At 54.5% G+C, this 13,378-nt stretch carries 13 protein-coding genes and 1 pseudogene; 9 read left to right on the top strand and 5 right to left on the bottom strand.

Going from position 1 to position 13,378, the window contains the following annotated elements:
* Position 1 precedes the first annotated feature (1 nt).
* Positions 2-925, bottom strand: a pseudogene (gene gnd, locus Q8902_00130) (decarboxylating 6-phosphogluconate dehydrogenase).
* 74 nt (positions 926-999) lie between these two features.
* Here gnd and Q8902_00125 point away from each other — a divergent pair.
* The 4 genes from Q8902_00125 to Q8902_00110 all read left to right on the top strand — a co-directional run bounded on the left by Q8902_00125 (position 1,000) and on the right by Q8902_00110 (position 7,750).
* Positions 1,000-1,344: a hypothetical protein gene (locus Q8902_00125; GenBank protein MDP4197961.1), complete on the top strand. Its 345-nt coding sequence runs from the start codon at positions 1,000-1,002 to the stop codon at positions 1,342-1,344.
* 314 nt (positions 1,345-1,658) lie between these two features.
* Complete coding sequence (locus tag Q8902_00120) at positions 1,659-1,943, top strand: hypothetical protein (GenBank protein ID MDP4197960.1); 285 nt, start codon at positions 1,659-1,661, stop codon at positions 1,941-1,943.
* 322 nt (positions 1,944-2,265) lie between these two features.
* Complete coding sequence (locus Q8902_00115; GenBank protein MDP4197959.1) at positions 2,266-4,389, top strand: Rne/Rng family ribonuclease; 2,124 nt, start codon at positions 2,266-2,268, stop codon at positions 4,387-4,389.
* Positions 4,390-4,741: 352 nt separating this feature from the next.
* The gene (locus Q8902_00110) at positions 4,742-7,750 is read left to right on the top strand and encodes a penicillin acylase family protein (GenBank protein ID MDP4197958.1); all 3,009 of its coding nucleotides are present in this window, start codon (positions 4,742-4,744) and stop codon (positions 7,748-7,750) included.
* Positions 7,751-7,753: 3 nt separating this feature from the next.
* On the opposite strand, the gene Q8902_00105 is transcribed toward Q8902_00110, so the two are convergent.
* On the bottom strand, positions 7,754-8,482 hold the full coding sequence (locus tag Q8902_00105; GenBank protein MDP4197957.1) for a zinc-dependent metalloprotease: 729 nt from the start codon (positions 8,480-8,482) through the stop codon (positions 7,754-7,756).
* A gap of 366 nt (positions 8,483-8,848) precedes the next feature.
* Complete coding sequence (locus Q8902_00100) at positions 8,849-9,853, bottom strand: hypothetical protein (protein MDP4197956.1); 1,005 nt, start codon at positions 9,851-9,853, stop codon at positions 8,849-8,851.
* A gap of 169 nt (positions 9,854-10,022) precedes the next feature.
* Between Q8902_00100 and Q8902_00095 the strand changes: the two genes are divergently transcribed.
* The 5 genes from Q8902_00095 to trmD all read left to right on the top strand — a co-directional run bounded on the left by Q8902_00095 (position 10,023) and on the right by trmD (position 12,481).
* The gene (locus Q8902_00095) at positions 10,023-10,622 is read left to right on the top strand and encodes a sigma-70 family RNA polymerase sigma factor (protein MDP4197955.1); all 600 of its coding nucleotides are present in this window, start codon (positions 10,023-10,025) and stop codon (positions 10,620-10,622) included.
* 215 nt (positions 10,623-10,837) lie between these two features.
* Complete coding sequence (locus tag Q8902_00090) at positions 10,838-11,065, top strand: DUF2283 domain-containing protein (protein ID MDP4197954.1); 228 nt, start codon at positions 10,838-10,840, stop codon at positions 11,063-11,065.
* 143 nt (positions 11,066-11,208) lie between these two features.
* Positions 11,209-11,430, top strand: a complete 222-nt coding sequence (locus tag Q8902_00085) for a DUF433 domain-containing protein (protein MDP4197953.1) — start codon at positions 11,209-11,211, stop codon at positions 11,428-11,430.
* Positions 11,431-11,459: 29 nt separating this feature from the next.
* Positions 11,460-11,792, top strand: a complete 333-nt coding sequence (locus Q8902_00080; GenBank protein ID MDP4197952.1) for a DUF5615 family PIN-like protein — start codon at positions 11,460-11,462, stop codon at positions 11,790-11,792.
* An 8-nt stretch (positions 11,793-11,800) separates the two neighbouring features.
* A complete protein-coding gene (gene trmD / locus Q8902_00075; protein MDP4197951.1) occupies positions 11,801-12,481 on the top strand; it encodes a tRNA (guanosine(37)-N1)-methyltransferase TrmD in 681 nt (226 codons plus the stop codon).
* 24 nt (positions 12,482-12,505) lie between these two features.
* On the opposite strand, the gene Q8902_00070 is transcribed toward trmD, so the two are convergent.
* Both Q8902_00070 and Q8902_00065 read right to left on the bottom strand, forming a co-directional pair.
* A complete protein-coding gene (locus tag Q8902_00070; protein ID MDP4197950.1) occupies positions 12,506-12,967 on the bottom strand; it encodes a hypothetical protein in 462 nt (153 codons plus the stop codon).
* Between the two features lie 38 nt (positions 12,968-13,005).
* Positions 13,006-13,371, bottom strand: a complete 366-nt coding sequence (locus Q8902_00065; protein ID MDP4197949.1) for a YtxH domain-containing protein — start codon at positions 13,369-13,371, stop codon at positions 13,006-13,008.
* Positions 13,372-13,378 lie beyond the last annotated feature (7 nt).

Genomic DNA, 13,378 nt, shown 5'->3' with positions numbered 1-13,378 from the left:
GCTATTCTTTTGTCATTGGATGTCCACCGAACTCATTTCGAAGTGCCGAGAGTAGTTTGTCGGTGAATGATTCTTGGTCGCGCGAGCGGATGCGTTCGAGAAGGGCCAGCGTGATGATCGGAGCCGGTACATTATTCTCGATGGCTTCGAAGGCTGTCCATCGGCCCTCGCCGGAATCCGCAACGACGGGCGCGATACCTTCTAATTCGGGATTCTTGCTCAGCGCATCGGCGGCAAGATCGAGCAGCCACGAGCGCACCACGCTTCCCTCGCGCCAGATCTCAGCGACTTGATGCGCATCGAGCGCAAAGTCTTTCTTCGCTTTGATCAGAGCCAGGCCTTCAGCATACGCTTGCATTAGTCCATACTCGATTCCGTTGTGTACCATCTTGACGAAGTGTCCTGAGCCCGATGGCCCCACGCGGCCCCAGCCGCTATTTGGCGAGGGTGCAAGCGTTTCGAAGATAGGCCGAAGCGATTCGATCCTCTTCTCATCGCCACCGATCATCATGCTGTAGCCTTCCTTCAATCCCCAAATCCCACCGCTGACGCCAGCATCGATGTATGCGATCCCTGATGTAGCGAGCGATTCTGCCCGGCGCATGGAGTCCTTATAGTACGAGTTGCCGCCATCGATCAGGATGTCGCCATTCTGAATAAGCGGCTTGAGTGCCCCGATCGTGTCGTCGACGGGTTTACCCGCTGGCACCATGATCCAAAGGATGTGCGGCTTTGGAAGAGCGGTGACGAGTGAGGCCAGGGAGTCGAATGATCGAATGCCATCCGTTTCTGCCCGTTTTCTGGCGTCGGAACTTGGATCGAACCCAAATACTGCATGGCCATTCCGGCTCAGTCTGGCGGCCATATTCGCGCCCATTCGGCCGAGGCCGATCATCCCAATTTTCATGTGCTGAAGTGCTAAAGTTCTAAGGTGTAGATTGCGAACCGATTCTCGAGGGTGCCTGTTCGCTAAGCACCAACATTTTAATCATCGGTAACATGCGAAAACTTACTTTACTTCTGACTCTCGGTCTGTTCCTTGCCGCCGCCTCCGCAAATGCCTGCGATGGTGATAAGGCAGCCTGCAAAGGCCACGTGAAAGGCAAAAAGACTGCCATGAAGGATTGCACGGATCCCAAGTGCATGAAGAATGGCAAATGCACCATGACCGCCGCCGAAATGGCAAAAGAAGGCTGCACCATGCATGGCACGACAGCCGACATGGCAAAAGGCGGCTGCTCCATGCACGGCACGAGCGCGGCCACAAAGGCCGGTTGCGATTCTAAAGCCACCGGTAAGCACGATTGCTGCAAGGGCAAGACCGAAGGCGCGGCGAAGAGCTAATGCTTCACTAGCTCTTTGGCGAGGATCAAGCCAATCCTCATTGTGCTACTCCTAAGACGCTCACGCGAGCGCCAACGTTCTTTTTTGTGTTCTTAATTGCGCTGACGCTTCTTTGGAGGCGTCAGCGCAATCCGTTTACCGTCAGTCCTCCGGGCACGACTGCCGAACGGCCATCCTCGCTGATAGAAAAGATCATTCGTGAATTGGGATGCGGAAGCTTTTCTGTTCGGGCAGGTGTTCGCCTCCATGAACAGTTGGAAGAAATTCGTTCAAAAAGACGATTTTTCGTCTAAATCTATCGATTTTTTGACGTATTGTTCAAGCCGACGAGCGATCGTTGGCACCGTTTCGAAATTATTAACCCCTCGGGCTTGCCGCTTAGGCTGGCAAGCCGCGGTGTTGAGACAGCAATTGTGCATGGTGACTATACCGCAGACCCCTGCGGTTGGCCACCTAAAGAAATGAGAGAGGATCGTGGTCATACCCCGTCGGGTATTATTCTCGGTGATGCCTTCGAGCGCTCCGCGCCCAAAGTGCCACCAGAAGGCCATGTGAATCCTGAAGAATCCGATTGGTTAACTTCGTTTTATATCTCCTGACGTCTTGGCGGCGCATCTGGGCACTTGTGCTCGATGCCGCCTATCCGATTCGGTCGATGGGCCACACAGCACCCATCGGATCCGCGCGTCCTGCGGGAGAAATGACCACTGACCCGAGCGTGTGGAGGCGCAGCCCTCACCGCAAACGAGAAACCCCTCCAAATCTCTTCAGGTATCCAAAGACCAGAGGCCGAATCTATTTACTCGGCGATGGACTGCTCTCCTGATCCACGTGCTGCCCTGAGACACTGCCGACCCAAGCGCGGAGCGTAACGCCCCGCAGGGTGCGAGGACACCCATCACGAATCTGGCCGCCCGCCTTATGGCAACTCGCCATGGCGAAGCCGGCCCCATGACAGCAGTGACCTATATCCCCCGCATCCGAAAAGAAATCATCATCAATGCCGAACGTGAAGATGAAATCCGCATTGCCATCACTGAAGACCGCCGCTTAGTCGAACTCTTCATCGAAACACCCGAGACCGAGCGCCACGTCGGCGACATTTATCTCGGTCGTCTGGCAAAAGTCATTCCCGGCATGAACGCCGCGTTTGTCGATGTTGGACTGGAACAGGATGCGTTCCTGCATTTCTCCGACGTTGGAGATTCTTACGAGAGTTCCTCAGCATTCCTGGCCGGCGAAGAAGCCGAAATGCGCGACGATGACGACGAGGAAGAAGACTACCTTGTTGAAGAAGGAGCGACGGCAGCCGAACAGAAAATCTATCGACCCCGTGGCGGACGCGGGGGACAGCCATCGCGCTCCAACGATCGAGGGCTTGCACAACGGGCTGAGCCGAAACCGGCTCAAGTTGCGGGTCAAGGTGGTAACTTGGAGTTGCGCCTTGCGAATCAGCGCACGGCTCCGCGTACATCGGATGCGCTTCGCTCCCGGGGTGGCAAGCCGATTCCGACACTGCTGGGTGCTAATGTTTCGCTTGAGCCCGACCAGCCAATTTTGGTGCAGGTCACCCGAGAAGCGTTCGCCAACAAAGGCGTTCGTGTTACCAGTAGAATCTCTCTTCCGGGCCGGTTCCTGGTGCTCGTTCCGTTTGAACCCGGTATTGGCATTAGCCGCAAGGTGTTTTCCGTCCGCGAGCGCACCCGTCTGCGCCGGATTGTCCGATCGCTCAAGCCGCGCGAACTCGGCGTGATCATTCGTACGGTCGCAGAAAACAAAGAGGAGTCCGCGCTCAAAGAGGATCTTTCGAGATTGCTCGAGCAGTGGCGCGAGCTTGAGAAGAAGGTCCGTGAACTAAAGCCGCCCCAACGCGTCTACCAGGATTCGAGCCTGACATCGAGTGTCATGCGAGACCTCTTTTCGCCGGACATTACACGTATCGTGATTGACTCGCGGAAAATGTATCGCGAAGTGATGGACTATGTGGAGTGGGCCGCGCCGAACCTGACCGGTACTGTCGAACTCTATCGCGGCTCGCGACCGATCCTCGATGCATTCAATATCGAGAGCCAGATCGAGCAAACGCTGACGCGAAAAATTGCGATGCCATCCGGAGGGTATCTTTTTATCGAGCACACCGAGGCAATGGTCGTCATCGATGTGAATTCTGGCCGGTACGCTGCGCGTCGCGAGCAGGAGCTGAACTCCCTCAAAACGAATCTTGAAGCGGCGCGTGAAGTAGCCCGGCAAATTCGATTGCGCGACATTGGAGGTATTATCGTCATCGACTTCATCGACATGGGTGAAGAGAAGAACCGGAAGAAGGTCTATGACGAGATGAAAAAGGAATTGCGAAAGGACCGTGCGAAATCCTCGGTGCTGCCGTTGACCGAATTCGGTCTCATGCAGATCACCCGGCAGCGGATCCGGCAGTCCATCGTGCAGTCACTTTCGGACACGTGTCCGGTGTGCGGTGGCACCGGCTTGCTGGTCAATCGCACGACGATTCTCAGACAGATCGAGCGCTGGCTCGAACGCTTCCGCGCTGCCAGCGGAGAGCGCAAACTTACGCTCAAAGTCCATCCGACGCTTGGACAGATGCTGACAAACGGCCTGGTCTCGCCGATGCGCAACTTGCAGATGAAGTTTCTGATGCGGCTGAAGCTCGAACTGGACGAATCGCTCACCGGTGACGAATTCCGTTTCTTCAGTGGCAAGCAGAAGCGCGATGTCACTGCAGACTACTCGTCCACCGGCGCTGAGGCCGCTGCCCATGCGGCCGAGGACGCTGAGGCCAGCGAACTGGATGAGGTGGAAGATGAACCGCTGATGAGCGAAGAGATGCATGACGAGCATCACGGGCATGATGAGCACGAGGATGATTTTGAAGACCCCGAATCATCTGGCGGCAATGATTATCAACGAGCCGAACAGCCTCGTAGCCGCAATGCGCGGCCGAATCGGGGACAACGTCCACGTAGCCAGGGACGACCAACACGCGAACGGGGGGAGTTCCGAAACGAAGGCTCTAACCAAGCGGATTAAGACCGTTAACTCTTTCGTCTCAGCGACAGCCGATGCCATTTATGAGAGATTCTTCAGAAAGCGATTTTTCGTGAATTTTCACCGTCTTCGCGGTTCGAAAGGGGAATCTTGACTCTGGGATTCGAATTGTATTAAGCGAAGGCTCTCTGAGTGTTACTCGAGAGCCTAATGTGGTGAAGGTGAAAGAAGCGCGTGTAGCCTGGGGCGGGATGCCCCGGGCTATATGCGTTTAAAGGGGTTCGTTCAATCAATACTAAAATGGTGCTTGGTTGAAGTGCTTACGACTCCGGATGTGTTTCGATGGCACGCGCATGGCCAGCCTAAATTCGACATTACCACATAGTATTTCACTTTGACTCGTTTCTTACTCGGCTTCGGATTCGTGCTTGTCCTCCTTTTGGTCGGACTGGTTGCGCTTGGTGTCCATTTTATGTCGGGCACGGTGACTCCACTCGAAGGCCAGGCGACCGTACGAGGCATTAGCGCGTCCGTTCAAATTGACCGCGATGAATTCGCGATTCCGCACATTCATGGCGCGACCGAACACGATGCCTGGTTCGGTCTTGGTTATGCCGAAGCACAGGACCGGCTGTTCCAGATGGAGTTCGCCCGTCGTGTCGGGCAAGGTCGGATGTCCGAGGTATTCGGTGCAAGGACACTGACACTCGATACCTGGTCGCGAACGATTGGCTTTGCTCGTATTGCGCGTGCGATGTGGGAAAAGTGTGGGCCGCACTCCCGCGAAGTGCTGACGGCATTTACCGATGGGATCAACGCGCGTATTCGCGAGCATCCGACGAAGCTCGGCTTCGAGTTCGACGCATTGAAGCTTGTGCCGGAATACTGGAAGCCCGAGGATTGCCTCATCGTGGCGCGCCTGATGTCCTGGCAAATGAACTTCGCCTATCTATCGGATGCAGCGTATGGCGATTTCGCGCTCGCGCTGGACTCGCTGCATATGCGCTCATTGTTTCCCGATTATGCCGAAGATGGCGCGACCATCGTGGATGGAGTTGATCCTCGGAACTTCGTATCGAATTATCTTCACATTACTCCAGTCCCGGCAACGTCCATCAGCCCGGCGAGAGCGATTCTTGCTTCAGCGCCTATTCCGCCGGCCCCGCCCGCAAAGGCCACTCCTGTTACGAAGGTGACCCCAAAAACAGCGAAGTCCGCGAGCGCTCCAAAAGCGACGAATGGCAAACAGTCGAAAAGCCCAACGCAGACGAAACCAGCCAAGCCGCAACCCAAGACACCGGCGCCTCTACCTCATCCAAACTTCAAGCCTCCGAAGCCGCACATTCCAAACCCACCACCAAGAATTGGCGCAGCGCAATTTCCGAAGGGCTTCATCCATGAGCTGTATGCGATCCAGCGGTCGGTTGATAGTATTTTGGGGCCACGCCAGATGGGTGGTGGCTCCAATGCGTTCGCGGTCGCGCCACAGCGATCGGCCAGTAATGGTGCACTGCTCGAAAACGATGCCCATCTCAAGCTCGACGTGCCTGCGCGATGGTATCTCGCTCACATCACGAGTGATGACGGCCTGAACGTGGCGGGCTTTCTCATTCCGGGAATGCCGGTCTTCGAAGTTGGCCGAACGCCAGATCTTTCATGGGGCGTCTCGGCCGCAATGGCAGATGAAACCGATTTCTTTATCGAGCACAGCGATTCGACCGGTACATACTATCAGATTCCCGGTGGGACGTGGCGGGCGTTCTCGATCATCCACGATACGATCCGCATTCGCGACTCAGCCGGTGGGGCGGCATACAAGCACGCGATTGACATTCAACTTACGACGGATGGTCCTATCGTCAGTGGACTTCACCCTGATAGCCTCGTGCAAGTCGTCGAGCACAACCGAAACGCGGGCGGGATTCCGGACACCACATTCTTTCACACTGCGAAACCCGTTGCCATGCAATGGAATGGCTTGTACGCGGTGAGCGATGAAATTGCCGGATACTTAAATCTGACTCGCGCAAAGACTGTGAATGAAGCGCGTGCCGGCATGACGAATTTCGCAACGCCATGTTTGAATCTCTGTCTGGCGGACCGGCGCGGTAATGTGGGATATCAATTCATCGGTCGCCTGCCACGGCGCTCCGGTAGCGAAGACCGTATCATGCTGCCGCGCGATGGTACCAACGCCGCCGATGCATGGCAAGGGTTTATCACGATGGCGCAACTCCCGAGCGTGACGAATCCTCCGCGTGGGTATATTGTCTCGGCCAACAATGCGCCGATGAAATCACGACCATTTCCGATCTCGAACGATTGGGAGCCGTCGGCTCGCGCGGACCGTATCAGCGAACTCGTCGAACATGGTGGCAAACTTTCGACAGGGGATATCGCGCGCATTCAACTCGACGTTATCAGTCCATACGACCTTCGGCACGTATTGCAGTATATTCTCGCGATGCACCCCGATCCGCATCCGCCGCGCACGACGCCCGACAGTACGTCGGTCTTTCGTCTCGATTCGATGGACATTTTTTGGAAGGAGGATTCTATTCGCAAGCATGGGACCAATGTAAGCGATAGCATGATGCGGCTCGTTCGGCAAAAGGACTCGGCGATCCTTGCTGTGCACCGGCAGCCGGAGGACACGATCAAGGCGCCAAAAGTCGATCGGTTTACCACGCTCGTACTGGAGTATCTTCGCAATTGGGATGGCGGCATGCGGCCCGAAGAAATTGCACCGGCGATCTATTCGGTTTTTCTGAACCGGCTGATCTATAATACGTTTCACGATGAGCTCGGCACGCAGCGGTATCAGGAGTTTATCGGATTGGAGAATTTGCCGCTCAGTACACTCCAGCGCATCTTGCCGGACACAGGAAATATATGGTGGCGCGATGCAACGCAGAATACGATCACGTGGGATAATGCTTCGGGCCTCGATGTGGCGAAGAACCCGCGCGATTCTATCATCGAGTTCAGCTTCCGCGAATCATTGCGCATTCTCGCAACCAGCTTTGGCCGGGATATTCGCCAATGGCAATGGGGACGCATGCACACGCTAACGATGCACCATCCGTTCAGCCAATCAAGCGCATTGATTGCAAAGCTGGCTGACGTGCAAGCCGGCCCGATGCCCGGCGGACCGACGACGGTGCTGCAAGCGATGTATCATCTCTGGGCGCCGTATGAGGAGGTCATTGGTCCTTCGATGCGCATGATCGCCGACATGAAGACGGACGAGTTGCTCGCCGTGCTGCCCACCGGCAACTCCGAAGCCATCTTCGGCGATCACTACCGCGATATGCTGAATCTCTATAAGCAGGGTGCGCTTGTGCGGCTCTCGCTCACTCAGCACAAGCCGGAGTGGAAGCGATGGGAGCTTAGGCCGGAATAAGCACTACTGAATAATTAGCATCTTGACAACGTAATGAGCAGGACCTTCAAGCTTGAGAATGTAGGCGCCTGCCGGAATGTTGTCGCGATTTAACGTCATCGAGCCCTCTGCGAGGTCGAGCTTGCTTGATCTGACCGGTCGGCCTTGAATATCCTGAATCACGATTCGCGGATGAACCGCATCGGTACGGTAGTTCAATGTAAACGAATTCGTTGCTGGATTTGGAAAAACCGAAAGGGACATTGAAGAATCACCGGGAGCGAGCGGGGTGCCAAGGTCCTCGCAGTTCGCAGGACAGTAAAGCTTGCAGAAGTAGCACTTATCTATGTCCTGAAGACCCTGAAAGCCATTGCAGCCTGCTTTGCCGGCATTGATATCGCCCCACATGACGGAGATCGAGAACCGAGACCCTGATGCGTCATTTTGGAGATCATCTAGTCCAAATGCATGGCCAAGCTCATGCAAGAGCACTTCGCAAATGGAAACCGGCAACTGAGGCTTCAAAACTGTGCAATGTTGCGGGCAAGTAGTAAAAATATACTTATCGTTGAATGTATTACTGTTGTTGAGCCAAATATTTCCATGTGTAATGGTACCATTATCGCCAAAATTGCCAAGTCCGGTGCTGCCAGCCGAAATACCTCCGGAAAAGTAACCTGGGTCTGTAGACCACTGCATCTTGATACCTGGCGAACCAGTAGTAATGCTTGATACCTTGCTCGTAGCGAACATGCCGGGGCATATGTCGGTCCAAGCTGCAAAATCCTGGTCAATGCAGTTGTCCAAGTCGACCTGCTTGATACAGTTATTATAAGATGAGTGCTGACCAACATCAGGCGTGGTGTACTCGATGAGAATTGGCTCTGACCCCTGCCACCTTCCGACCCAAAAGCCGTCCCCTTGTGATATCCAATTTTGAATATCCGTCAAGTCTGTTGGATCGTTTCCCCACTCTGTCTCAGGGCCATGCACATAAAAGGGCAAAGCGATTTCTGGGCAAGGAATTAGATCTTGCGCCGTGAGTTTTTCAGCGCAGCAAAGTAGAATCGCCGATAAGACCAGCTTGATCATGATGTTCATTGCTTCCTTCGTCAAGTATTACGGATTCAAGATATTCCAAATCCGTTGCCGGATTCCTGTTTCGAACGTACTCACTGGCACGCTGCTACCCATGCCCCAATAGTTGGAGGGGTCCGAAACCGTATCACTGTGGATCGGATAAATTCCTCCGACTTTATCTCCCATCATCGGCCACAGAGCAAAATAAGAGTTAATACCATCATAGTCAAGGTATATCGAGCGTAAGAAGACAATGTAATCATTGCCAGGTGTTAGCACATCCCAGCCCATGCTGCCAGAAGGAAATGCAGATGTGGAGTCACTCTCCTTCGACCAGCGAAGCCAGTCCCCACCATCTTTTCTCCAAACTGGCCAATAAGAGAAATGCAGACAACCAGTCGAAGGAAGGCTATCGACCTGTTGTACAACTGGATAAATCAAGGAACACAGCCCTGTTGCTATGTGGACGCCTTTTATCGTATCGATGATCGTCGCCTCGACGCAACAAACAGGCATTGCCTGGCTATCGAGATGCGCAAAAGTATCAAAATCTCTGGTCACGTTCCGTACCCTGATGTGAAGAATGTACGCTGATGCAAGGAGTGTGGCAACCCGTGCGGAATCACCCATGATCTGCGATGTCTTCTGAGCTATGTAACCAATCAGACCTGCGGGCTTCCCCCAATATTGGGTATCAAGATACTTTGCATCTCTCCCGTATTCCTCGAATAACAATGGGTCATAGTCGGTCATCGCATACCAGTATTTTAGAAACTGCTTCAGAGTATCGGGGGACTGCATGGAGTCCAACGCGGTCCAATCGGTGGATGTGAATGGGTGTCGCATCATGCTATCGATCCAGACATAGCCGAGCAGGGTCATCCAGTTCATATCGGTATGGAGCGGCGGCGCTTGGCTCAGCGGTGGAACCGCTATCCGATAACAACCGGCGTTCGTCGGCCCGGATGAGTCAGGCCAGGCGGGAGTCTGAGCGTGCATGACAAGTGGACACAAGAATGCAACGGTGAATAGTATCCTCTTCATAAGAACTTTCGTGTTAGAGATAAATTCGTCTCCCATCCTTAAAGAGCGATTGTGCCTCGATGAGTCGTCACAGCTTCTGAAGATTTTTCGAGAATTCACATGACATCCCTGAAATTGTGCTATTTTCGCGCATGTTCCCAATGGTCGTTCCACATAGCGCTCTTGTATTATGGACTCTGACAGAGGTCGATCCCGGTTGACCCTAACGCTTCATCACGGGTTCCCCAAAACGCGGTTCGAGGATATCGAAGATGCTGTGAGCGAAGCGATAACCCAATCGCTTGCCTGCATGCCGTCCGATCTTTCCAAAGCTTCGCAGCTTCAGTGGCTTCGAAGCACTGGCTTGCGTTGTCTCTATCGCAACCATGCTCATTCGTCACGCGAGTCCTTGATGCCGGATGGTTATGATGTAGCCGCGCCCGGCGATGAAGCAATTGACGAGGCACGGGAAATTGTGGAATGGGCGCTTTCAAAATTACCCGAACGGACACGGAAGATCATGGTCAGCAAGATCATAGATGGATATCCGCTCTGGGAGGTCGCTGAAGTGCTTGGCATGAAGACCAAGACGGTCCAGACTATCTTCACGCGTGGAATGCGGTGCCTCAAAACGATTATCAAGCAAGAAATAGAACGGGGGGGGGGGGGGCAGATAGAATCAAGGTCTTCGATCCTGGCGAGCACCGCATTACGTTCGATCGCGGCACGCTGCCATCGGGCATGTATTGCTACCGCCTCGAAACCGGCACAACCAGCGCGGCGCGGATGATGGTGCTGCTGCCGTAACGCCGAACTTTAGCCTCATGCCTCCGCTTCTATCAGTTGTATGACGCTGGAAGCGACTTCGAAGCACGGCAAGCGCATTCGTCTGACGGACGAGCGCTGGGCGCACATCACAGTTTATCGTGAATTAGATTTGGACGGTTTTGTGATAACCGCATTCTTGACAACAAGAGAAAGCCCATTGAAGAGGAGGGTTCAGCTATGGCCTTAGCCGATGTTCAAGATTTCCTGCGACTTATGCCTGCGGTTCTCCACGCGCCGGGTGGCTTCTTTTGGACCTCCTACGACGAAGAGGCCGACGTGCTATACGTCAACTTCGAGAAACCGAGTCGCGCGACGGATACCGAGCTGACGGAAGATGACATCATTCTTCGTTATCGCGACGAGACACTCATCGGGCTAACGATCCTGCACGCCAGTAAGCGCTGAGGATTGTCCCATGCGCATCGACATCATCTCCGCCGTTCCGAAGCTGTTGGAGAGTCCGCTCTCGGAGAGCATCGTCAAGCGCGCGCGGGTAAGGCCGCTGCCGTAGGGCACAAAGCGAAGCTGATCTCCGTTCAAAGTCTAGAATGGACTACCACAAGCTTGTTACAATCGAACCAGGGAAGCGAGGCGGACGTCCGTGCATTCGCGGTATGCGGATCGCTGTGGCCGATGTGCTCGGGTGGCTCGCAGCCGGTATGTCGCATGCCGATATTCTGAGCGATTATCCTGAGCTCACAGAAGAAGATATCCGAGCATCGCTGGCCTATGCCGCCGATCGGGAACGGCATGTTATGACTGTGGCCTAGACACATTCTCACATCGAAGACCCGATCGCATGAAGCTGCTCTTCGATCAAAATCTCAGTTTTAAACTCTGCCGGCAACTGGCTGAGCTATTCCCAGCGTCCGATCAGGTCCGGCGCCTTGGCTTCGATCAATCGAGCGACCGCGAAATTTGGCATTATGCTAAGGACCATGGTTTCGTTATCGTCTCTCAAGATTCGGACTTCGCGGACATGGCCGCACTCTTTGGTCCTCCGCCAAAGGTAATTTGGCTTCGGTGTGGAAATCAGCCCACTGCCATCATCGAGAATATTCTTCGCAATCATGCGGCTGATATTATTGACTTTGGGCAGGATCTTCTGGCATCGTGCTTGGAGCTTGGCTAAACCAGAACATGCGCATCGACATCATCTCTGCCGTTCCAAAACTTCTCGAGAGTCCGCTCTCCGAGAGCATCATCAAGCGTGCGCGGGAGAAGGGAATTATCGAGATTGTTGCGCACGATCTTCGCGAGTATGGTCTCGGCAAGTACCACCAGATTGATGACGAGCCGTTTGGCGGCGGAGCCGGGATGGTCCTGAAGCCCGAGCCGCTCTTTGCTCTCTTTCGCCGGCTCACCTCCGAACGAGATTACGACGAACGCATTTTCATGTCGCCTGATGGCGAGCAGCTCACGCAGCCGCTTGCCAATGAACTCTCGATGAAGAACAATCTCCTCATCCTCTGCGGCCATTATAAAGGGGTTGATGAACGGGTCCGCGAAAAGTGGATTACTCGCGAGATCACCATCGGTGATTATGTGCTGACCGGCGGTGAGCTTCCGGCCTGCGTGCTGATCGATGCCGTCGTGCGACTCATTCCCGGCGCAATCCACGATTCCGAAAGCGCCATGATGGACTCATTCCAAAACGGCCTGCTCGAAGGACCGATCTACACTCGCCCATCAGAATTCGAAGGCATGCGCGTGCCTGATATTCTCCTGAATGGCGATCACGCGAAGATCGCCGATTACCGCGAAGCCGAAGCGATGCGAAGAACCAAAGATCGAAGACCGGATCTGTTAAAGGATCTCTAAGTCACGTCAGACTTACCGCTCCGGTCAGTCCCGTCGCCCGTTGGAGGACGATCGGTTCTTTCCCACTAACTTACCTACCAGTCGCAAGCCCGCCGCGACCGCTCCGAGCGCGCCACCAGTGGCATCGCGCATGAGCGTCACCGGTCCTTCGACCGTCGAAACAATCTCGTCCTTGAGCCGCTCGACATCATCGAGTGTGCCGCGGACCACATCCAGCGCATCGTTGATGGTCTCCTGGATATGCAGCAATTGCTTCTCGACGTTACCGGTGATCGCGGTCACGTTCGAGGTGATTTCGTTGACGTTGCCGAGGATCGGCAGCACCTGAGCTTTGACTTCTGTGATCGTTGTCACAATCTCGGCTACATCGCCGCGAACTTCCCCGAGCAACAGCTTCACCGTACTAACTGCATTTGCAAGCGAGATAAACAACCACGCCAGCGCAAGCAGGGCAATGCCGCCGGTGATGTACAAAATGATTTCCATTGTCGTGTCCTTAATTAGACGAAAAAGCCGTCTCCGACCTATTCGTCATCTTCGCGAGAGCGATCTTCAGAACGTCTTCTAGCTTCGGCGATGGCGCGATCGGCATCTTCCAAAATATCATCTACTTTTTCGCGGGTGCGGTCGATGATCTCGTCCGCTTTGCCACGGCCATCGCTGAATAGTTTATCAGCAGCGGTTCGGGCGCCTTCCACGATTCCGCCAACACCATCGGCGATATCATCGAAGGTATCCGTGATCTTGCGGCGGAGTGCGACACCTTCCGCGGGGGCGTAGATCAGGGCCAGCGTTCCGCCTACGACGGCGCCCACAATCGCGCCAAGCAGAAACGGCCCCAGTTTTGAGGTGCCAGACTCCGTGCGGGTTTCCATTCGATCCAGTTTCATGTGGTTC

It is taken from the genome of Bacteroidota bacterium (genome assembly GCA_030706745.1).
GTDB lineage: Bacteria > Bacteroidota > Ignavibacteria > Palsa-1295 > Palsa-1295 > PALSA-1295.
The sequence above is the reverse complement of the archived record's forward strand: the minus strand, read 5'-3'. Positions and strand labels throughout refer to the sequence as shown.

What these genes read in the sequence shown, in the direction of transcription:
- Q8902_00065 (MDP4197949.1), bottom strand. Translation starts at nt 13,371, where the DNA reads ATGAAACTGGATCGAATGGAAACCCGCACGGAGTCTGGCACCTCAAAA.
- Q8902_00085 (MDP4197953.1), top strand. Translation starts at nt 11,209, where the DNA reads ATGGACTACCACAAGCTTGTTACAATCGAACCAGGGAAGCGAGGCGGA.
- Q8902_00115 (MDP4197959.1), top strand. Translation starts at nt 2,266, where the DNA reads ATGGCAACTCGCCATGGCGAAGCCGGCCCCATGACAGCAGTGACCTAT.
- Q8902_00095 (MDP4197955.1), top strand. Translation starts at nt 10,023, where the DNA reads ATGGACTCTGACAGAGGTCGATCCCGGTTGACCCTAACGCTTCATCAC.
- Q8902_00100 (MDP4197956.1), bottom strand. Translation starts at nt 9,853, where the DNA reads ATGAAGAGGATACTATTCACCGTTGCATTCTTGTGTCCACTTGTCATG.
- Q8902_00105 (MDP4197957.1), bottom strand. Translation starts at nt 8,482, where the DNA reads ATGTTCGCTACGAGCAAGGTATCAAGCATTACTACTGGTTCGCCAGGT.
- Q8902_00070 (MDP4197950.1), bottom strand. Translation starts at nt 12,967, where the DNA reads ATGGAAATCATTTTGTACATCACCGGCGGCATTGCCCTGCTTGCGCTG.
- Q8902_00125 (MDP4197961.1), top strand. Translation starts at nt 1,000, where the DNA reads ATGCGAAAACTTACTTTACTTCTGACTCTCGGTCTGTTCCTTGCCGCC.
- Q8902_00090 (MDP4197954.1), top strand. Translation starts at nt 10,838, where the DNA reads ATGGCCTTAGCCGATGTTCAAGATTTCCTGCGACTTATGCCTGCGGTT.
- Q8902_00080 (MDP4197952.1), top strand. Translation starts at nt 11,460, where the DNA reads ATGAAGCTGCTCTTCGATCAAAATCTCAGTTTTAAACTCTGCCGGCAA.
- trmD (MDP4197951.1), top strand. Translation starts at nt 11,801, where the DNA reads ATGCGCATCGACATCATCTCTGCCGTTCCAAAACTTCTCGAGAGTCCG.